The 18,922-nt window shown below is 71.4% G+C and carries 21 protein-coding genes; 14 read left to right on the top strand and 7 right to left on the bottom strand.

All coding sequences use genetic code 11. The features are described from left to right. The first annotated feature begins 211 nt into the window (after positions 1–211). From PSQ21_RS21060 to PSQ21_RS21020, 9 genes are all read left to right on the top strand, one after another. Positions 212–1,402 (top strand): sensor histidine kinase, encoded by a 1,191-nt coding sequence (locus tag PSQ21_RS21060; protein WP_274032171.1) that lies wholly within the window; start codon positions 212–214, stop codon positions 1,400–1,402. A 193-nt stretch (positions 1,403–1,595) separates the two neighbouring features. Further along, on the top strand, positions 1,596–2,957 hold the full coding sequence (locus PSQ21_RS21055) for a sensor histidine kinase (RefSeq protein ID WP_274032170.1): 1,362 nt from the start codon (positions 1,596–1,598) through the stop codon (positions 2,955–2,957). Between the two features lie 468 nt (positions 2,958–3,425). Next, on the top strand, positions 3,426–4,085 hold the full coding sequence (locus tag PSQ21_RS21050; RefSeq protein ID WP_097872227.1) for a response regulator transcription factor: 660 nt from the start codon (positions 3,426–3,428) through the stop codon (positions 4,083–4,085). 429 nt (positions 4,086–4,514) lie between these two features. Beyond that, positions 4,515–6,479 carry a 2-oxoacid:acceptor oxidoreductase subunit alpha gene (locus PSQ21_RS21045; protein WP_274032169.1) on the top strand — a complete coding sequence of 655 codons (1,965 nt, stop codon included), beginning with the start codon at positions 4,515–4,517 and terminating at the stop codon, positions 6,477–6,479. After that, positions 6,472–7,545 carry a 2-oxoacid:ferredoxin oxidoreductase subunit beta gene (locus tag PSQ21_RS21040; RefSeq protein ID WP_274032168.1) on the top strand — a complete coding sequence of 358 codons (1,074 nt, stop codon included), beginning with the start codon at positions 6,472–6,474 and terminating at the stop codon, positions 7,543–7,545. The genes PSQ21_RS21045 and PSQ21_RS21040 overlap by 8 nt, the downstream gene beginning before the upstream one ends. A gap of 224 nt (positions 7,546–7,769) precedes the next feature. Next, complete coding sequence (rarD, locus tag PSQ21_RS21035) at positions 7,770–8,762, top strand: EamA family transporter RarD (protein WP_274032167.1); 993 nt, start codon at positions 7,770–7,772, stop codon at positions 8,760–8,762. Between the two features lie 66 nt (positions 8,763–8,828). Next, entirely contained in the window at positions 8,829–10,493 is a 1,665-nt protein-coding gene (locus tag PSQ21_RS21030) for an FAD-dependent monooxygenase (RefSeq protein ID WP_274032166.1), read from the top strand. Positions 10,494–10,512: 19 nt separating this feature from the next. After that, positions 10,513–11,016, top strand: a complete 504-nt coding sequence (locus tag PSQ21_RS21025; protein ID WP_274032165.1) for a hypothetical protein — start codon at positions 10,513–10,515, stop codon at positions 11,014–11,016. Between the two features lie 71 nt (positions 11,017–11,087). Next, positions 11,088–11,447: a hypothetical protein gene (locus tag PSQ21_RS21020; RefSeq protein WP_274032164.1), complete on the top strand. Its 360-nt coding sequence runs from the start codon at positions 11,088–11,090 to the stop codon at positions 11,445–11,447. A 136-nt stretch (positions 11,448–11,583) separates the two neighbouring features. Here the strand turns inward: PSQ21_RS21020 and PSQ21_RS21015 are convergent, their stop codons facing one another. Beyond that, on the bottom strand, positions 11,584–11,919 hold the full coding sequence (locus PSQ21_RS21015) for a MerR family transcriptional regulator (RefSeq protein WP_274032163.1): 336 nt from the start codon (positions 11,917–11,919) through the stop codon (positions 11,584–11,586). Positions 11,920–12,561: 642 nt separating this feature from the next. Then, the gene (locus PSQ21_RS21010) at positions 12,562–13,203 is read right to left on the bottom strand and encodes a CGNR zinc finger domain-containing protein (protein WP_274035870.1); all 642 of its coding nucleotides are present in this window, start codon (positions 13,201–13,203) and stop codon (positions 12,562–12,564) included. 163 nt (positions 13,204–13,366) lie between these two features. On the opposite strand from PSQ21_RS21010, the gene PSQ21_RS21005 reads away from it, so the two are divergent. Next, entirely contained in the window at positions 13,367–13,822 is a 456-nt protein-coding gene (locus PSQ21_RS21005) for a VOC family protein (RefSeq protein ID WP_274032162.1), read from the top strand. A 136-nt stretch (positions 13,823–13,958) separates the two neighbouring features. After that, positions 13,959–14,099 (top strand): hypothetical protein, encoded by a 141-nt coding sequence (locus PSQ21_RS21000; protein ID WP_274036109.1) that lies wholly within the window; start codon positions 13,959–13,961, stop codon positions 14,097–14,099. Here PSQ21_RS21000 and PSQ21_RS20995 read toward each other — a convergent pair. The 3 genes from PSQ21_RS20995 to PSQ21_RS20985 are packed head-to-tail and all read right to left on the bottom strand — an operon-like array spanning position 14,096 to position 15,230. Next, entirely contained in the window at positions 14,096–14,539 is a 444-nt protein-coding gene (locus tag PSQ21_RS20995; RefSeq protein WP_274032161.1) for a hypothetical protein, read from the bottom strand. The genes PSQ21_RS21000 and PSQ21_RS20995 overlap by 4 nt on opposite strands. 5 nt (positions 14,540–14,544) lie before the next feature. Beyond that, positions 14,545–14,973: a hypothetical protein gene (locus tag PSQ21_RS20990; RefSeq protein ID WP_274032160.1), complete on the bottom strand. Its 429-nt coding sequence runs from the start codon at positions 14,971–14,973 to the stop codon at positions 14,545–14,547. Then, positions 14,970–15,230 (bottom strand): hypothetical protein, encoded by a 261-nt coding sequence (locus PSQ21_RS20985; protein WP_274032159.1) that lies wholly within the window; start codon positions 15,228–15,230, stop codon positions 14,970–14,972. Before PSQ21_RS20985 ends, PSQ21_RS20990 begins: the two co-directional genes overlap by 4 nt. A 109-nt stretch (positions 15,231–15,339) precedes the next feature. On the opposite strand from PSQ21_RS20985, the gene PSQ21_RS20980 reads away from it, so the two are divergent. From PSQ21_RS20980 to PSQ21_RS20970, 3 genes are read left to right on the top strand one after another with little or no spacing between them, the layout of a single operon-like run. After that, positions 15,340–16,176 (top strand): helix-turn-helix domain-containing protein, encoded by an 837-nt coding sequence (locus tag PSQ21_RS20980; protein WP_274032158.1) that lies wholly within the window; start codon positions 15,340–15,342, stop codon positions 16,174–16,176. Continuing rightward, on the top strand, positions 16,173–16,382 hold the full coding sequence (locus PSQ21_RS20975) for a DUF397 domain-containing protein (protein WP_274032157.1): 210 nt from the start codon (positions 16,173–16,175) through the stop codon (positions 16,380–16,382). The genes PSQ21_RS20980 and PSQ21_RS20975 overlap by 4 nt, the downstream gene beginning before the upstream one ends. 25 nt (positions 16,383–16,407) lie before the next feature. Beyond that, entirely contained in the window at positions 16,408–16,617 is a 210-nt protein-coding gene (locus tag PSQ21_RS20970; protein WP_274032156.1) for a DUF397 domain-containing protein, read from the top strand. Between the two features lie 92 nt (positions 16,618–16,709). On the opposite strand, the gene PSQ21_RS20965 is transcribed toward PSQ21_RS20970, so the two are convergent. Both PSQ21_RS20965 and PSQ21_RS20960 read right to left on the bottom strand, forming a co-directional pair. Next, positions 16,710–17,642: a hypothetical protein gene (locus PSQ21_RS20965; RefSeq protein ID WP_274032155.1), complete on the bottom strand. Its 933-nt coding sequence runs from the start codon at positions 17,640–17,642 to the stop codon at positions 16,710–16,712. 92 nt (positions 17,643–17,734) lie between these two features. Beyond that, complete coding sequence (locus PSQ21_RS20960; RefSeq protein ID WP_274035868.1) at positions 17,735–18,892, bottom strand: S1 family peptidase; 1,158 nt, start codon at positions 18,890–18,892, stop codon at positions 17,735–17,737. Positions 18,893–18,922 lie beyond the last annotated feature (30 nt).

The following is an 18,922-nucleotide window of genomic DNA, read 5'->3' as shown; positions in this document are numbered from 1 at the left end:
GTCACGTCCGTAACGTCGGCCACGTCCGCCCCTCGCTCCCTCGTCGTCCGCATCTGTCCCGTGGTACCTGTACCTGTTTGTACGCACGGGAGTCTAGGGCCTGCTAAACGGAGCGTAAGCAGCCGCGTCGGGCATCAGGTGGGGTTATCCCTACTTCACCCCACCCATGAGCCCCATGGTGTGCGCGGGAGCGGCCCGGCAGGCTGTGGGTATGACCATGAGCCCTTCCGTGCCGGATCCCGACCGGCTGCCGCCCGCCCGCTTCGCCCTCGACCGGTGGGCCTGGCGGGAGGTCGCGTATCTGCTCGCCAATCTGCCGTTGGCCGTCGTCGGGTTCGTCTACACCGTGGTCGTGATCGCCGTGGGCGCCGGGCTCTCCGTCACCGTGATCGGTCTGCCGTTGCTGGTCGGCGGGCTCCAGGGCTCCCGGCTGCTGGGCCGGCTGGAGCGGTGGCGGGCGCGGCGGATGCTCGGCGTCCGGGTCGAGGAGCCGAGCCCGCTGGCGCGCGGCCATCGGGATCAGGGGTTCTTCACCCGGCTGTGGGCGGGGCTCAAGGACCCGGTGGGCTGGCGGGCGTTGCTGTACGGGTTCATCCGACTGCCGTGGGGCGTGCTGACGTTCGCGGTGACGCTGGCGAGCCTGTTCGTCCTGTGGCCGGTGCTGCCGTTCATCGCGCGGGGGCTGACGACGGTGGACCGGGCGATGGCGCGCGGGCTGCTGTCGCCCTCGGACGAGCTGGAGCGGCGTATCGCCGAGCTGGAGTCGGACCGGGGCGTGGTCGTGGACACCGCCGCCGCCGACCTCCGCCGCATCGAGCGCGACCTGCACGACGGCGCCCAGGCCCGCCTGGTCGCCCTCGCCATGGGGCTCGGTCTGGCGAAGGAGAAGCTCACCGACGACCCCGAGGCCGCCGCCCGCATGGTCGACGAGGCCCACGGCGAGATCAAGGTGGCCCTTCAGGAGCTGCGCGACCTGGCCCGCGGCATCCACCCCGCCGTCCTCACCGACCGGGGCCTGGACGCCGCGCTCTCCGCCATCGCCTCCCGCTGCACGGTTCCGGTCAAGGTGTCGGTGGGCCTCCGGGCACGTCCGGCGGAGGCCATCGAGGGCATCGCGTATTTCACCGTCTCGGAGCTGCTCCAGAACGTCAGCAAGCACAGTGGAGCGCGGTCGGCCTCCGTCGACGTGTGGCGTTCGGGGGACCGGCTGATGCTCCAGGTCACGGACGACGGCGGGGGCGGGGCCCGGATGGACGGCGGCGGTACGGGTCTCGCGGGGCTCGCCGAGCGGCTCGACGCGGTCGACGGGGTGTTCGTCCTGGACTCGCCGGAGGGCGGGCCGACGACCGTCACCGCCGAGCTGCCCTGGCGTGACCGGACCGCCGGCCGGCCGGCCGCCTGACCGCCCGGCCGGCGGGGGTGGGGAAAACCCCCGGGCGGATACGGAGAGGGACCTCATGGTGCGGAAGGCCGCCGGCCAGCACCCTTGAGGGAGAACGGTCCCGGGTGGCGGGCCGCCTCCGGCGCCACCGCGGCGCGCGCCCCACGCACAGCCCACTGAAAGACTTCGGACAGAGACGGAACGGACGGGACTCATGGCCACGGCATACGGACCGGACACGCGGGACCGGGAGCATCAGGGTTCCGGCCCCGGCTTCGGGGCGAAGACCCCTGCGACGCACTTCCTCCCCGCCCCGCTGCGTGCGCCGCTGGAGGCCCGCGCCTGGCGCGAGCTGCTCTACACGCTGCTGAGCTTCCCGCTCAGCACGGCGATGTTCGTCTTCGCGGTCACCATGACGTCGATGAGCGCGGGGCTGCTGGTCACCTTCATCGGGATACCGGTCCTCGCGGCCGGACTCGCCGTCTGCCGGGGCTTCGGCGCGCTGGAGCGGCACCGGGCGCGCGGACTGCTGCGGGTGGAGGTGGCGGACCCGGAGCGGGTGCGGGGGAAGACCGGCGGCCCGATGTCCTGGATGGGCGCGGTCCTCAAGAGCGGGGTGTCCTGGCGGCACCTGTTGTACACGCTGCTGCACTTCCCGTGGGCCGTGTTCACGTTCGTCGTCGCGATCACCTTCTGGACGTACGGCCTGGCGGCGCTGACGTACCCGCTGTGGTTCTGGCTCTTCCCGGTGTTCGGGGGGCAGGACGGTCTCCAGCTGTACGGGGACCGCACCCACCAGGAGTATCTGGACTCGCCGGCCGAGCTGGCGGTGACCGGGGCGGTGGGCCTGGCACTCGTGCTGGCGGCGCCGTGGATCGTGCGGGGTCTGCTCACGGTGGACCGGCTGATGGTCACCGGCCTGCTGGGGCCGTCCAGGCTGGCCACGCGGGTCTCGGAGCTGGAGTCGGACCGGGGCGTGGTCGTGGATACCGCCGCCGCCGACCTCCGCCGCATCGAGCGGGACCTGCACGACGGCGCCCAGGCCCGCCTGGTCGCGCTCGCCATGGATCTGGGCCTGGCGAAGGAGAAGCTCATCGACGACCCCGAGGCCGCCGCCCGCATGGTCGACGAGGCCCACGGCGAGGTGAAGGTGGCCCTTCAGGAGCTGCGCGACCTGGCCCGGGGGATCCACCCCGCCGTCCTCACCGACCGGGGTCTGGACGCCGCGCTCTCCGCGATAGCCTCCCGCTGCACGGTTCCCGTGACGGTCGAGGTGGACCTGGACTCGCGGCCCGCGCAGGCGATCGAGGGCATCGCGTATTTCACCGTCTCGGAGCTGCTCCAGAACATCAGCAAGCACGCCCGTGCGACCCGGGCCACGGTCGACGTGTGGCGGGCGGCCGACCGGCTGATGCTCCAGGTCACCGACAACGGCCGGGGCGGGGCGTCACCGGCCTCGGGCGGCGGTCTGGCCGGGCTGACGGAGCGGCTGGACGCCGTGGACGGGGTCCTGGTGGTCGACTCCCCGGCCGGCGGTCCGACGACGGTCACGGCCGAGCTGCCCTGGCGGGGCTGACCCGGACGCGGGCGCCACTCCAGCCACCTCTCTCCTCTCGTACCCCCCACCTCATCCCCCTCACCCCCCTCACTCCCTCACCCCCTTCATCCCCCTCATCCCCTCTTGTCTCCCTTACCTCCCCCCTCTCTCTCCCCCGCCCCACGCGTGCGCCCCTTCGCCCGGCCTCCCGGCCCGGCGGCGGGGCGTACGGCCGTGATCGTCCGGAGGTACGGCCGTCATGGTCCGGGGCGCGCGGCCGGGCGTGCCCGGGGCGTACGGGACTGCGCTCCCGGGCCGTGCTGGCAGGCCGTGCTGGCGGGCCGTGCGAGTTATCCACAGGGGGCCCATCCGTGTCCGGGTCCTGGGATGCTTGTGCGGTCGGGGCGCGGTGCGCGGTGGTCGGGCGTGGTGCGTGCGGGGTCGCGAGGAACGCGGCATATTCGGAACAGTGGGGGACTCGCAGTCGTGGAGAACGTGGAGAACAGGGTGCGCGTGGTCATCGCCGAGGATTCGGTCCTGCTGCGGGAGGGGCTCACCCGTCTGCTCACCGATCTCGGGCACGACGTGGTCGCGGGGGTCGGGGACGCGGAGGCGCTGCTCAAGACCGTGGCGGACCTCGACGCCCAGAAGGCGCTTCCCGATGTGGTGGTCGCCGACGTGCGGATGCCGCCGACGCACACCGACGAGGGCGTGCGCGCGGCGGTGCGCCTGCGGAAGGACTACCCGGACATCGGGGTGCTGGTCCTCTCCCAGTACGTGGAGGAGCAGTACGCCACCGAACTGCTGGCGGGCAGCAGCCGCGGGGTGGGGTATCTGCTGAAGGACCGGGTGGCGGAGGTCCGCGAGTTCGTGGACGCCGTCGTCCGGGTGGCGCAGGGCGGGACGGCGCTTGACCCGGAGGTGGTGGCGCAGTTGCTGGGCCGCAGCCGCAAGCAGGACGTGCTGACCGGGCTGACGCCGCGCGAGCGGGAGGTCCTGGGTCTGATGGCCGAGGGCCGGACGAATTCCGCCGTGGCCCGGCAGCTCGTGGTGAGCGACGGGGCGGTCGAGAAGCACGTCAGCAATATCTTCCAGAAGCTGGGGCTCTCGCCCAGCGACGGAGACCACCGGCGCGTCCTCGCCGTGCTGACCTACCTGAACTCCTAGAGGGCGGTTCCGGAGGTGCTCCGGGAGCGATCCGGGGGCGCTTCGGGGGCATTGCGCGGGTCCGGGGGTGTCCGGCGGGCGCCGGACGGGCACCTCTGATCAAGGAAGGACCAACGACGACGACGGAGCCCGGGGCGGCCTGGGGCACCCGGGCCCTGTCCTCGGACTCCCGGCTGCCGCGCCTGCCCTACGGGCGTCGGCGGGTGTTTGCCGAGAGGGCCTAGGACCAAAGACTCAGAGGGCAGCCGCCTTCATGCCATGATCGAGGGCTTTATAAAAGGCGACAAACCCGACTAAAAGGGTGTCTCAAAATAGCGTCCACCATATGATCGGTCCCTGGAGAGCCACCTACGCGGACGTAGGGTGGCCTCTGGGATCGCCGGCTGGCCGGACGGTTCCGAACCGCCGCCCCAAGGGAGGTCCAGTTCAGTGACGAGCCAGGTCAGTAGCGCGACAGAGATGGCCGATGAGGCCAACGACGCCGTCCTCGGGGGTCAGCGAGCCCCCCTGTCAGGTACGACGGGAACCACGGGCGGCGACGGGAAGGAGATCCGTCGCCTGGACCGGGTGATCATCCGTTTCGCGGGCGACTCGGGTGACGGTATGCAGCTCACGGGTGACCGGTTCACCTCGGAGACCGCCTCCTTCGGCAACGATCTCTCCACGCTGCCGAACTTCCCGGCCGAGATCCGCGCCCCCGCGGGCACCCTGCCGGGGGTCTCTTCCTTCCAGTTGCACTTTGCCGATCATGACATTCTGACCCCGGGTGACGCCCCGAACGTCCTGGTCGCGATGAACCCGGCCGCGCTGAAGGCGAACATCGGTGATGTTCCGCGCGGCGCGGAGATCATTGTGAACACGGATGAGTTCACGAAGCGGCCGATGGCGAAGGTGGGGTACGCGACCAACCCGCTGGAGGACGGTTCGCTGGAGGCCTACAACGTTCATCCGGTGCCGTTGACGACGTTGACACTGGAGGCCTTGAAGGAGTTCGGGCTGCCTCGCAAGGAGGCGGAGCGGTCGAAGAACATGTTCGCGCTGGGCCTGCTGTCGTGGATGTACCACCGGCCGACCGAGGGCACGGAGACGTTCCTGCGGCAGAAGTTCGCGAAGAAGCCGCAGATCGCCGAGGCGAACGTGGCGGCCTTCCGGGCCGGGTGGAACTTCGGCGAGACCACCGAGGACTTCGCGGTCTCCTACGAGGTCGCCCCGGCCTCGCAGGCCTTCCCCACCGGGACCTACCGCAACATCTCGGGGAACCTCGCCCTGTCCTACGGGCTGATCGCGGCCGGGCAGCTGGCGGATCTGCCGTTGTATCTGGGGTCGTACCCGATCACTCCCGCGTCGGACATCCTGCATGAGCTGTCGCGGCACAAGAACTTCGGCGTGCGGACGTTCCAGGCGGAGGACGAGATCGCCGGGATCGGTGCGGCGCTGGGCGCGGCGTTCGGCGGGGCCCTGGGCATCACGACGACGTCCGGTCCGGGGGTGGCGCTGAAGTCGGAGACGATCGGGCTCGCGGTCTCCCTGGAGCTGCCGCTGCTGATCATCGACATCCAGCGGGGCGGGCCGTCGACCGGCCTGCCGACCAAGACCGAGCAGGCGGATCTGCTCCAGGCGATGTTCGGCAGGAACGGTGAGGCCCCGGTTCCGATCGTGGCTCCGCGGACCCCGGCCGACTGTTTCGACGCCGCGATCGACGCGGCCCGGATCGCCCTGACCTACCGCACCCCGGTCTTCCTGCTCTCCGACGGCTATCTCGCCAACGGCTCCGAGCCGTGGCGGATCCCGGAGACGGCGGCCCTGCCCGACCTGAAGACCTCCTTCGCCACCGGCCCGAACCACACGCTGGCGGACGGCACCGAGGTGTTCTGGCCCTACAAGCGCGACCCGCAGACCCTGGCCCGCCCCTGGGCCATTCCCGGGACGGCCGGCCTCGAACACCGCATCGGCGGGATCGAGAAGCAGGACGGCACGGGCAACATCTCCTACGACCCGGCCAACCACGACTTCATGGTCCGCACCCGCCAGGCGAAGATCGACGGCATCGAGGTCCCCGATGTCCAGGTCGACGATCCCGCCGGGGCCCGCACCCTGGTGCTCGGCTGGGGATCGACGTACGGGCCGATCACCGCGGCGGTGCGCCGGCTGCGGGCCGCGGGAGAGCCCATCGCCCAGGCCCATCTGCGCCATCTCAACCCCTTCCCGAAGAACCTCGGCGAGGTGCTGAAGCGCTACGACAAGGTCGTCGTCCCGGAGATGAACCTCGGCCAGCTGGCCATGCTGCTCAGGGCGAAGTATCTGGTGGACGCCCACAGCTACAACCAGGTCAACGGAATGCCGTTCAAGGCCGAGCAGCTCGCCACGGCCCTCAAGGAGGCCATCGATGCCTGACACCGACGAACTGCTCCACAACGATCTGCTGCAGCTGGTGCCCAAGGCCGAGGCGAAGCAGTCCATGAAGGACTTCAAGTCGGACCAGGAAGTGCGCTGGTGCCCCGGCTGCGGCGACTACGCCGTCCTCGCCGCGGTGCAGGGCTTCATGCCGGAGCTGGGGCTCGCGAAGGAGAACATCACCTTCGTCTCCGGCATCGGCTGCTCCTCCCGCTTCCCGTACTACATGAACACCTACGGGATGCACTCCATCCACGGCCGCGCCCCCTCCATCGCGACGGGGCTCGCCACCTCGCGGCGCGATCTGTCGGTCTGGGTCGTCACCGGCGACGGCGACGCGCTCTCCATCGGCGGCAACCACCTCATCCACGCCCTGCGCCGCAACGTCAACCTCAAGATCCTGCTCTTCAACAACCGGATCTACGGGCTGACGAAAGGCCAGTACAGCCCCACCTCCGAGCTGGGCAAGATCACCAAGTCGACGCCGATGGGGTCGCTCGACGCGCCCTTCAACCCGGTGTCCCTGGCCATCGGCGCGGAGGCGACGTTCGTGGCGCGGACGGTCGACTCCGACCGCAAGCACCTCACCAGTGTGCTGCGCGCGGCCGCCGAGCACTCGGGCACGGCGCTGGTGGAGATCTACCAGAACTGCAACATCTTCAACGACGGCGCTTTCGAGGTCCTCAAGGACAAGGAGCAGGCCGCCGAGGCCGTCATCCGCCTCGAACACGGTCAGCCGATCCTCTTCGGCTCCCAGGAGCCCAAGGGCGTCGTCCGCGATCCGGCCACCGGTGATCTGAAGGTCGTGGCCGTCACGGAGGAGAACCGCTCGCAGGTCCTCGTCCACGACGCCCACGCGGAGTCGCCGACGACGGCGTTCGCGCTGTCCCGGATCGCCGACGCGGACACCCTGCACCACACCCCCATCGGGGTGCTGCGCAGTGTGGAGCGGCCCGTCTACGACACGCTGATGTCCGACCAGCTCGACGCCGCCGTCGAGCAGAACGGCAAGGGCGACCTCGGTGCGCTCCTCGCCGGCAACGACACCTGGACCGTCGTCGGCTGAGGCCTGGCCACGACCGTACGCACACCGCATGGGGCCCGGGCCCGACCCCCCGACGAGGGGGTCAGGTCCGGGCCCCGTCGCATGCCCCGCACCCGCTGCCCCCTGACCGCTGACTGCTGCCGAATGTCATGAGTGTTTCCGTGAGACGGCTATGACACGAAGCGCTTCCGGCGCTACCGTCGTGCCGTCGGCGGATCCGCCGGCGCGGGCGGCCGGGAGGGCACGTGGAGGGGAAGAACGAACAGCGGGCAGGCCTGCTGTACGGAATCGGCGCGTACGGGATGTGGGGCCTGGTCCCGCTGTTCTGGCCGCTGCTCAAGCCGTCCGGGGCGGTCGAGATCCTCGCGCACCGGATGGTCTGGTCGCTCGGCGTCGTCGCCGTCGCCCTGCTCGTCGTACGCCGCTGGGCCTGGATCGGTGAGCTGGTCCGCGACCGGCGCAAGCTGGGCCTGATATCGGTCGCGGCGGCGACCATCACGGTCAACTGGGGCCTCTACATCTGGGCCGTGAACAACGGCCAGGTCGTCGAGGCCTCGCTCGGCTACTTCATCAACCCCCTGGTCACCATCGCCATGGGCGTCCTGCTGCTGGGCGAACGGCTGCGGCCGGTCCAGTGGGCCGCGGTCGCCACCGGCCTGGCCGCCGTCCTCGTCCTGGCGATCGGTTACGGCAAGCCGCCCTGGGTCTCGCTGGTGCTGGCGTTCTCCTTCGCCACCTACGGCCTGGTGAAGAAGAAGGTGAACATGGGCGGCCTGGAGTCCCTGGCCGCCGAGACCGCCGTGCTCTTCGTGCCCGCGCTCGGCTTCCTGCTCTGGCTCTCCGCCACCGGAGAGTCGACCTTCACCGCCGGGGGCGCGGGGCACGGGTTCCTGCTCGCCGCGACGGGCATCGTCACGGCGGTGCCGCTGATCTGCTTCGGCGCGGCGGCGGTCCGGGTGCCGCTGTCCACGCTGGGGCTGCTCCAGTATCTGGCCCCGGTCTTCCAGTTCGGGCTGGGCGTCCTGTACTTCAACGAGTCGATGCCGCCCGAGCGGTGGGCCGGGTTCGCCCTGGTCTGGCTGGCGCTCTCGCTGCTGACGTGGGACGCGCTGCGGACCGCCCGGCGCAACCGGGTCCAGGCGCTGAAGCTGCTGGCCACGGCGGGCGCCGCCCCCGGAGCCCCGCCCCTGGGCCCCACCTCCGCGGCCCCGAGCCCGGCACAACAAAAGATTACCTAGTTGCTTTTCTTACTCGGTTACGTTTTCCTGGTCCCGGAGACCGGGGAGCGTGACCGAAGGAGAGGCATGGACATGACCGACGTCATCATCGTGGGGGCGGGTCCCACGGGGCTGGTGCTGGCCTGCGACCTGGCCCGGCGCGGCGTGGCCGTACGGATCGTGGACCGGTCCCCCGCCCCTCCGCGCACCTCGCGCGCCAAGGGGCCGAACCCCCGCTCGCTGGAGATCCTGGACGATCTCGGAGTGGCCGAGGAGGTGCTCGCCGCCGGTTCGGCCCCGCTGCCGATGCTCAAGTACCGCGACCGCCTCCCGGTCGCGGAGGCCGATCCGTGGGCGGACGCCGTGCCGTCCCCGGACACCCCCTACGACCGGGGGTGGCTGATCGCCCAATGGCGGCTGGAGGGGATCCTCCGCGACCGGCTGGCCGGGTACGGCGTCCGCGTCGAGCCGGGCCGCGAGGTCGTGGGTCTGACGCAGGGGCGGCACGAGGACGGCGGAGGCCATGTCGACGTCGCGTACGCCGCTGGGTCGGCCGGGCGCGCCCGGTACGTCGTCGGCTGCGACGGCGCCCACAGCTCCGTACGGAAGCTGCTCGGGATCGGGTTCGAGGGGACCACCGACGAGGACCAGGTGATGGTCTGCGGCGATGTCGGCCTGGCGGAGGGCGCCCTGGACCGCACCCGCTGGCACCAGTGGTTCGACGAGGACGGCGCGGTGATGCTCTGCCCGATCCCCGGTACGCGGACGGGCTGGTGGTTCCAGGCCGGGCCGGAGCGGGACGGGCGGGGACGGCCGCTCGCGCCCACCGCCGACGGGTTCCGGCGGCTGCTCGCCCACCACACCGCTCTGCCCGGCCAGGCCCTGACCCGGGCCGAGCTGCTGTCGACGTACCGGGTCAACGTACGGATGGCGGACCGGTTCCGCGCGGGGCGGGTCCTCCTCGCGGGCGACGCGGCGCACGTACACGCCATCGCGGGCGGCCTCGGGATGAACACCGGCATCCAGGACGCGTTCAACCTGGGCTGGAAGCTGGGTCTGGTGCTCACCGGTCAGGCGGACGCGCAACTGCTGGACACCTATGAGGAGGAGCGCCTCCCGGTGGCCGCCCGGACCCTGGAACTCACCTCGGAGCGGCTGCGGGCCACCCTGGAGGCGATCCGCCGCCCCGGCGGCGGCCTGGACGCGGCGATCACCCCCGACACCACCGGCCTGAACACCGGGTACCGCTGGAGCTCCCTGGCCGCCCACCACGCGGGGGCTCCCGCAGGCGTGACCGCCGGGGACCGCGCCCCGGACGCCCCCTGCGCCGACGCCGCGACCGGGGCACGGACCCGGCTGCACCGCGTCTTCGCGGGCCCCCGCACCACGGTTCTCGGCTTCGGCCCCGGGAGCGCGGCGGTCCTGCGGGAGGTGGCGGAGGCGTACGGCGACGCCGGGGTGCGGATCTGCCGGGTGTACGCGGCACACGAGCACCGGGCCGGGGCGGCGGAGCCGGAAGCGGTGGAGCCGGGAGCAGTGGTCGACCACGCGGGCCACGCGGCCGCCGCGTACGGAACGGGAGCCTCCGGTCGTACGGGCACGGGCACCGTGGTGGTCGTCCGCCCCGACCACCACGTGGGCGTGGTCGCCCCGGCGGACGACGCCCGCCCCGTACGGGAGTATCTGCGCCGGCTGCACGGAACGGGCCGGTCCGCGGAACGGTCCTCCGGCATGGTGGACGCCGTGCGGTAAAGGCTGATTGAGTGCCCGGATGGGGACTGTCCTGGGGGCCATGAGGAACGTGCGGTGGCACGAGTTGCAGCACGCGTACGGCTCCGCGTCCCAGGTTCCCGGCGTGCTGTCCCGGATCGCCTGGGGGGACGCGCCGACCTCGGACGAGGCGCTGAGCGATCTGGAGCGCTGGATCGGCACCCCGCCCGTCTTCGACTCGACGGCGGCGACGGTGCCGTTCCTCTGGGAGCTGGCGGCGACGGACACGGTCAGGGACCGGGCGGGCGTCCTGGACCTGCTCGCCACCATCCTGGCGGCCGGGAACGCCGAGCACCCGGCGTGGACCCGCGCCGCGCACGACACGGTGGCGGCGGGCCGCGCCACGGCCGCCCGGCTGGCCGCCGCACCCGGCACGCCGGAGCCCGGGGGCGCGTCCTCGGCGCGGACCGTACAGACGGCTGCCACGCGCCTGCTGGCCGCGATCGACCGGCACACCTGCCCCGCCTGCGCCGGCCTCCCCCCGGGCCGGGCCGAGGCGCACTGACCCGGCGCTGTGGGCGCCGGTGACGGCACACCCCTCGAACCGGCCGGACAGCGGTGCATAGGATTGGGCCCATGTCGAAGCCTGACGAACTGCTTGTTGATATCGCTGCCCTGGTGGAGTCCGGGCACAGCAATCAGATGACCCTGACCGTGGTCGCCGGTGGTGCTGTCATCACGGGGCGACTGGCTCCCGAAGCGGCCTGGAGGCAGCGGGTGTCGGAGGTCCTGGCCGACTCGGCCCAGCTGAGCGAGTTCTCCGCCGCCTTCACCGCCCCGGCACCCGGGGACAAGGCGCCCACGCATCTGCACTTCCATGTGGCGCGGATTCTGCAGGGCACGGTGGGAATCCCGGAGACGGGCGGGATGTACCGCGTGGCGATCGATGACGTCAGCGCCTGGACCATGGGCGACTTCAGCTACTCCGACCACTGAGAGCACCACCGCGCGCTGACCGCCGGCCTCTCGGCGCGCGGTGTGGGCCCGGCCGCCGGTATCGCCCGGGCGGCAGACCGGAACCGGTTCGACGCCCCGGCCCCGACACGGATCAGGGCCGGGCGGCGACGCCACCTCAGCCTGCGGACGTCGGTTTCTCCGATGCGGCGGCGCGGTATTCGGCGTTGATGCGCTGGGCTTCCTCAAGCTGGTCCTCGAGGATGACGATGCGGCAGGCAGCCTCGATGGGGGTCCCCTGGTCGACGAGCTCCCGGGCCCGTGCGGCCATGCGCAGCTGGTACCGGGAGTAGCGGCGGTGCCCGCCCTCGGAGCGCAGCGGGGTGATCAGGCGGGCCTCTCCGACAGCTCGGAGGAAGCCCTGTGTGGTACCGAGCATCTCGGCGGCCCGGCCCATGGTGTAGGCGGGATAGTCGTCGTCATCGAGACGCCCGAATGATTCGCCTGCTGTCATTTGCACCTCTCTGTGGAACGCGTGGAGGGGCCCGAGCGCCGTACGGCACTCGGGCCCCGAAGGAACTGCTACACCATCTGCCGGCCCTGTTACTCCGCCGGCCCTGTGTTTCCGCCGACCCGGTCCGGAATGCGCCGGGGCTGCGGGGATCGCGGTTGCTTGACCGGAGACCACCTCACTATCGATGTCCTGCGGTACCCGGGCTCACGCCTCCGCCCGGGCGATCCTGATGGCGCCTCGCTCCTCCGTTCTTCCCTCTGGGATGAATCACTTGCCTACTGCTGGTGATGCTGAACTGCTGGTATTGCTGTGTACCGCTGGTGTTGCCGTACTGCTCCCGCGTGAACCGCGGTCCTGCTGACGGCGGCCCCTGATCACTGCGGGCCACCCAGTGCGGTCGCCAGTCCCGTCGCCGTCCTGCAACAACCCTGGCTTCGAAACTCCGCCACCGCACTGTGCCGCGAACGGCGACTTCGTGTACTGCTGCCCGGCAGTTCATCTCTGCCGGGCCCTTCTGTCTCTCTGCGCTACAAGAGAAACCATAGCCACCGCACCCACCAATGTCTACTCCAGCGAGCATAGATTTCCGTGACCCATGCACAGAGATAGTCGGCATCGACCACACGTGCGACAGAGCGCCCCTCACTCCCCGTCGGCCTCCCCGTCGGCAGTGAGCCGGGCGCGGTGGGCGCGGACCTTGTGGCGGTTGCCGCAGCGCTCCATCGAGCACCAGCGGCGGCGGCCGGGGCGGGAGGTGTCGACGAACAGCAGGCGGCAGTCGTGCGCGCCGCACGTGCGGATCCGGTGCGCGTACGCCCCGGTGAACAGCTCGACCGCGTCGCGGGCGACGGAGGACAGCAGCCCGGTTCCGGTACCCCCGGGAGCCCACTCCCGATCGCCGCCCTCGGTCAGCCGGGCCGTCAGGGGCGGGTGCGCCGCCGCGTCGTTGAGGGTGGCGAGGTCGTCCCGGCCGGGCCGTGCCCCGCCCACATGGCCCTCCGCCAGCCGCCAGAGCGCATCGCGCAGCACACGCGCGTCCGCCACCTCCCCCGCGCTCACGACAAGCGCGGGGCCCACCCCCGGACCGGGATCACCGTCCGGACCGAGCCCGCCCGGACCGAGCCCGTCCGGCAGCCGGCTCTCCTCCGCCCAGCGCACCAGGTCGGCCGGCTCGCGCAGCACCTCGAAGTACGCCAAGGGGCCCGGGCCCCCGGTCGGCAACAGCTCCAGACACAGCGCGCCCGGATCGAACCGGAACGAGCTGCCGTCCGGATGCCGCAGCAACAGTCCGGCGGGCCCCTGCCGCCCCGGCCGCACGGCCCGCCCCGACCGCTCAGGCAGCTCAGGCCACGCAGACCGCTCAGGCCGCCCTGTCCGTGCGCTCCGCTCGGCCAGATCCGGCGTGTCCGTTGCCTTTTCACTCATGTAACCACTATAAACGGTTTCCATGACGCAGACACTGTCCTGGAAGCTCGTGATCGACAGCGCCGACCCGCACGCACAGGCCGGGTTCTGGGCGGCAGCCCTCGGCTACCTCGTCGAGGACAACAGCCCGCTGGTCGAGCAGTTGCTCGCGGCCGGAGCCGTACCGGAAGCCATCACGACCCACGCCCACGGCCGCCGCGCCTGGCTCGACCTCGCGGCGGCCCGGCATCCGGACGATCCGTACGACGAGGTCAGCGGTACGGGGCAAGGGCGGCGGCTGCTGTTCCAGCGGGTACCGGAGCCGAAGACGGTGAAGAACCGCCTCCACATCGACGTGCACTCCGCGCCGGGGCAGCGCGACGCGGAGGAGAAACGGCTGGTGGGGCTGGGCGCGCGGGTGCTGCGCACGTACAACGAGCAGGGTGGGAGCTGGGTCCTGATGCTGGACCCCGAGGACAACGAGTTCTGCCTGAGCTGACCCGCGACGGGCCTTGCGGGCGGGCGGGTTGCCACGCCCACCGCTGGTTCGGCCACACAGCCGGCCGGGGCAACCCCTCTCGCAGTAGATGCGTCATACAGGGAGACGACGACGTACGGCCGAGGGAAAGAACGACGTGATGGACGAACAGCTGGTGAGAGCGTTCAGGTGGGCTGCTCGCGGTGTGGGCAGCGCCCTCGACTACATCGCCCTGCGCACCGGCGTCGGCACCCTGACCGGCGGCCTGCGGAACGCCGTCGGGCGCAAGCGCCGTTAGAAGGTGTCCGGCCCGCCGCCGTCGCGGTCGCGGTCGCGTCGTACGTCCTCCCGGATCCGCTCCGTCATCAGATCGGCGAGCGGATCCCTCACGTCCCAGGAGTGCGCGGCCGGGTGCCGGTCGTAGAGCATGCAGGCGTCCCCTTCCCTGACGGACAGCCGGTGGATGACCGCCGGACACGGCAGCAGTTCCGTGAAGCGGAACGTCCGGCGACCGTCGCCGTCGGTCCAGAACATCCACAGATCCCGCCCGGCCGGAGCCGAGGCCGACCAGAGCTGGGCCGCGTGCTCGCTCCCCTCCTCGTGCTCGCCCAGCTCACAGAGCAGGAAGTCGTCCAGATCGGGCGCTTCCGATGCCTGGCCGGGTCCGGCCGCCAGGCCCATGAGCGCGACCCGCGCACCCATCTCGGGAAGTTCGGTGAAGGCAGTGCACTGCAGCATGACGCTCATCCTTGCCGGAGACGAATAGAAGAGGCAGAGGCAGAGGCAGGGGTACGGGCGGCGGGGGCCAGGGGACGCATGACCAGCCCGTACCAGGCCACCGCGTCCCGGGCGACGAACTCGTACGGCAGGCCCTCCGCGAGCCGCCCCAGCGCATACTCGTGCTCACCGAAACTGTCCGCCCAGGAACGGAGTTCGGCCGGAGCATCACGCCGGCCCCCGACAGCGACCGGGTACAACGCACCGGCCGCAACCCAGGACACATACGGATCCGGATCGAGCGCGTCCGCGAAACGCCGCGCCTGCCGCCGCAGCCAGCGCAGAGCCAGCCGCCGCGTCGGCGCGAGGAACCCGCCGAGCCGGACGGACCGCGCCGCATCGCCGCCGTGACTCTCGGCGACGTACCAACGCACCTGCGCCGGGGCCGCGTTCACAGCACCTCACCCCGACTACGGGCATTCAGACGCGCCGTCCTGGCCCGAAGCTGCTCTATCAGGAGCGCGGGCCGGACCCGGAGCGGCTCGGCCTCCCACTCCGCCCCGCCACCCACCGGCCGCAACGACCAGTACGGACCGGCGACCCCACGGAACTCCCCCACCCGGTCACCCCGACCGGTATCCACCACGAGCGTGCCGGGGGCCGGGGGGTCGGGAGGCTGCCGCACATTCGGGCACACGTTCTCGCCGTACACCTATCGCTCCTCTCTGTAGCCGAATGACTACCGGGGCGATTCAGCGTGACCTACCGTGAGAAGCCAATCAACTTTTCCATTCGGCACGGAAGATTCGGGGCTGGGGTCCGTGAACATCAAGGAGTTGAACCCGGAAAGCTCCGCGCAGGCGGCCTACGGTGCACGTCTGCGCGGCTTACGGGAGAAGCGGGGCTGGACGCAGGAGGTGCTGGGGAGCCACAACGGCTACTCCAGCACGCACATCTCGTCGGTGGAAACTGGTCGCAAACTCGCTACCTTGCGCTTTTCGCGCAGTACGGACCGGGTGCTGGGACTCACCGGGACCGAGGCGTCGTTCGAGCGCGAGCTGAGCCAGATCAAGCACGGCAGCCTGCTGGAGGGCTTCCCGGAGTTCCTCCGTTACGAGCGCCGGGCGGCGGAGATCCGGCTGTACGAGGTCGGCGTCATGCCGGGGCTGCTCCAGACGCCGGAGTACGCCAGGGTCCTGGCCGACAGCGCCGTCCGGCGTCAGGGGATCACCGCCGACCAGGCGGAAGAGCGCGTCGCGCTGGTCGCGGAGCGCCAGGCGGCCCTCGTCCGGGAGAAGCCTCCGCTGGTCTTCGCGCTGCTGGACGAGAGTTGCCTCCGCCGTCCGGTCGGTGGACCGGAGGTCATGAAGGCGCAGATGGACCGGCTGATCGAGTTCGCCGAGCAGCCCAACACGGTGATCCAGGTGGTGCCGTTCACCATGGGCGAGGACCGCCCCTTCAGTCTGCCGCTCTACATCCTGACCATGCCCGACCGCTCGCTGATGTCGTACGCGGAGTCCGCGCAGCAGGGCTATCTGGAGCGTGAAAGTGGCTCGGTGGTGCAGCATCTGACGGCCTACCATCAGATGCAGGCGCTCGCGCCCTCTCAGGCCGCGTCCGTAGACATGTTCAGGCAGTTGCGAAAGGGCATCCAGTGACAACCGAGACCCCCCGTTGGTTCACGTCCTCCTACAGCGAAAACGGCGGTGCGTGCGTCGAGGTCGCCACCAACCTCGCCGCCCCGCACGGCGTCGTCCCCGTCCGCGACTCCAAGAACGTGAGCGGTCCGAGCCTGAACGTCCGGGCCGGCGCGTTCACCGCCTTCGTCACGGGTATCAAGTCCGGTGAGTTGCAGCACCCGTAACTCCCGTAACTACGGAAGGGCACCCATGACGGCCGAGACCCCCCGTTGGTTCACGTCCTCGTACAGCGACAACGGCGGCCAGTGCGTCGAGGTCGCCACCAACCTCGCCACCCCGCACGGCGTCGTCCCCGTCCGCGACTCCAAGAACGTGAGCGGCCCGGCCCTGACCGTGCCCGCCTCCGCGTTCAGCGCCTTCGTCGCGGGCGTCCGGGCCGGGGGCTTCGGCACCGGCTGAGCCATCGGAGCCGTACAGCGAGGCCCGTACAGCAAGGCCCGTACACCGAGGCCCCACCGCGCACGCACACACGCGGTGGGGCCTCGCGTCGTTCAGTCCGGCCAGGTCCACTCGATCCCGTACACGCCCGGTACGCACCGCGTCGGCGCGAGGTGGGTCGTGTGGAAGTCGTCCAGGGCCGCGCGGTGGCGGTGGCTGGGGTCGGCCCCGATCCGCTCGCGGCGGTATCCCCAGCAGTGGGTGGGCACCGCCCGGGGGTGGAAGCGCACGTGCAGCAGGTACGCGCGCAGGGGGACCGTGACGCGGCGCTCGTGCTGCCAGGAGGTCTCTCCCTCCGCGCGCAGCGTGTAGGCGACGACCGCCGTCTCCGTACGGGCCAGCCGACGCCCGAGCGGGATCTCGGCCGCCACGCAGCCCAGCTCCTCCAGGAACCGGATGCGTGGTGCGGGGCGGCCGGGGACGTCGAGGACGGCAGTTCCGGCCTTCGGTGAGTCGAGGAAGTGGACGATGCTGAGGTGGTCCACGCCGTCGTGGACGGCCTGCACCACCGTGGTGACCGAGGTCTCGCGGATGGCGCGCTGCTCGTCCAGGCAGACCGTCTCCTGGACGGTGAGCGCGCGCAGACCGGCGTTGAAGTGGGCGAAGGCGTCGCCGAGGGCCTGCTCGACGTCGGAGTCCTCGCCGAAGACGCCCCGGGCGGCGGCCGGGTCGGGCGGCCGGGCGCCGCCCCGGGGGCGGTGCGGGCCGAGCAGCGAGCGCAGGGCCCCGGTGGGGAGATCGAGCAGCGGTTCCAAGGCGTCGACGGCGCGCAGCGACTGGGCCTTCTCGGGCTGGCTGCGGCCACGCTGCCAGTGGCTGAGGGTGGCGAGGCTGACGGATATCTGCTGGGCGCGCAGGTGGTCGCGGATGCGTTCCAGCGGGAGTCCTCGTCGGCGCAGGGCCTCGCGGAACACGGCCGCGAAGGTCGCGTCGGCCCCGGGGAGGTCTTCGAGACCGTCGGTGGCGGCGGGGAGGGGATGCGGCATGGCGTCTCTCAACGGTCTGCGGGCACCGGCGGCGCGGGGGGCCGCCCACCTTAGTGCGGTGGACGGCCCCTGGTCAGCCCTTCTGTCGCAGGTCAGTTGGTGTTGAGGGTCAGCCCGTAGTAGCGCAGGGTGTCGTCGAGCGGCTGGAAGTAGGAGGAGCCGCGGGAGTTGACTCCGCCGGTGCAGCGCTGGTTGGTGGGGCCGCCGGAGGTCATGCCCTGGGCCTGGTTGCCGGAGATGTACGCGCCTCCGCTGTCACCGCCCTCCGTGCAGACGCTGGAGGTGGCGAGGCCGGTGACGACGGTGTCGGGCCCGCCGTTGAGGTCGACGTAGGTGACCGAGACGTTGTAGGAGCCGACCGAACCGCAGGTCCAGCCGGTGGTGGCGCCGGACTTGCAGACCGATGCGCCGGAGTAGGCCCGGCTGCTGCCGCGGACGGCGATGGGGCTGGTGTTGCCCCAGGTGCCGACGCTGGTGGTGATGGAGTGGCCGGAGTTGACGGAGGCGATGCCCATGTCGACGCTGCGGGTGCCGAGGGCGTAGCGGGTCTTGACGCCCTTGGCGAAGGCGGTGCCGTCGTAGCGCAGGGTCGGGAGGTTGGCGACGCAGTGGCCGGCGGTGACCAGGTACTGGTTGCCGGACCGGTCGCGGGCGCCGTAGCCGACGGAACACCAGCCGGTGGTGTTGTTGATCGTCATCTTGCTGCCGGGGTGTATCGCGGCCTGGGGCGCGAGCTTCTCCTCGCCGCGCACGATCTTGACGGCGGAGCCGTGCTTGGCCGCCGCGGCGAGGAACGCCTTGGCGGGGGCCGAGCGGTCGCTGTTCACCTTGACGACGACCTGGTCGGCGGCGAGGTCCACGGACCAGGCCACCACTCCGGCGGGGGTCTTCTTCGCGGCGGAGGCGTCGAGCTGGGCCTTGATCCGGTCGAGGGTGCTCTCGCCGCGGGCGGGCAGCCGGGCGTCGAGTCCGGCCCGTTCGAACCGGGCGACGTCGGCGCGGTCCTCGGCGTTGACGGTCAGCTTGCCGGAGGCGTCGAAGAACGCGCCGTCGTCGGCCAGTCCGCCCTTGCTCAGCTCGGCGAGCCGCTTCTGCTGGGCGTCCTGCCGGTCCAGCCGGTCGGTCGCCGCCTTCTCGTCCACGCCGAGCGACGCGGCGAGGGCCCGTACCATCTCGGGCTGGTAGCGCGGGGTGGACGCGTTCCCGGCGGGGGCGGCGTCCTGGGCCTGAGCGGTGGCCTGGGTGCCCATGACCACGGAAGCCGAGAGCGCGGCCGCCAC

It is taken from the genome of Streptomyces sp. MMBL 11-1 (genome assembly GCF_028622875.1).
Classification (GTDB): domain Bacteria; phylum Actinomycetota; class Actinomycetes; order Streptomycetales; family Streptomycetaceae; genus Streptomyces.
The sequence above is the reverse complement of the archived record's forward strand: the minus strand, read 5'-3'. Positions and strand labels throughout refer to the sequence as shown.

What these genes read in the sequence shown, in the direction of transcription:
- PSQ21_RS21040 (WP_274032168.1), top strand. Translation starts at nt 6,472, where the DNA reads ATGCCTGACACCGACGAACTGCTCCACAACGATCTGCTGCAGCTGGTG.
- PSQ21_RS20970 (WP_274032156.1), top strand. Translation starts at nt 16,408, where the DNA reads ATGACGGCCGAGACCCCCCGTTGGTTCACGTCCTCGTACAGCGACAAC.
- PSQ21_RS20960 (WP_274035868.1), bottom strand. Translation starts at nt 18,892, where the DNA reads ATGGGCACCCAGGCCACCGCTCAGGCCCAGGACGCCGCCCCCGCCGGG.
- PSQ21_RS21055 (WP_274032170.1), top strand. Translation starts at nt 1,596, where the DNA reads ATGGCCACGGCATACGGACCGGACACGCGGGACCGGGAGCATCAGGGT.
- PSQ21_RS21020 (WP_274032164.1), top strand. Translation starts at nt 11,088, where the DNA reads ATGTCGAAGCCTGACGAACTGCTTGTTGATATCGCTGCCCTGGTGGAG.
- PSQ21_RS21060 (WP_274032171.1), top strand. Translation starts at nt 212, where the DNA reads ATGACCATGAGCCCTTCCGTGCCGGATCCCGACCGGCTGCCGCCCGCC.
- PSQ21_RS21015 (WP_274032163.1), bottom strand. Translation starts at nt 11,919, where the DNA reads ATGACAGCAGGCGAATCATTCGGGCGTCTCGATGACGACGACTATCCC.
- PSQ21_RS20965 (WP_274032155.1), bottom strand. Translation starts at nt 17,642, where the DNA reads ATGCCGCATCCCCTCCCCGCCGCCACCGACGGTCTCGAAGACCTCCCC.
- PSQ21_RS21030 (WP_274032166.1), top strand. Translation starts at nt 8,829, where the DNA reads ATGGACATGACCGACGTCATCATCGTGGGGGCGGGTCCCACGGGGCTG.
- PSQ21_RS20995 (WP_274032161.1), bottom strand. Translation starts at nt 14,539, where the DNA reads ATGCTGCAGTGCACTGCCTTCACCGAACTTCCCGAGATGGGTGCGCGG.
- PSQ21_RS21025 (WP_274032165.1), top strand. Translation starts at nt 10,513, where the DNA reads ATGGGGACTGTCCTGGGGGCCATGAGGAACGTGCGGTGGCACGAGTTG.
- PSQ21_RS21005 (WP_274032162.1), top strand. Translation starts at nt 13,367, where the DNA reads ATGACGCAGACACTGTCCTGGAAGCTCGTGATCGACAGCGCCGACCCG.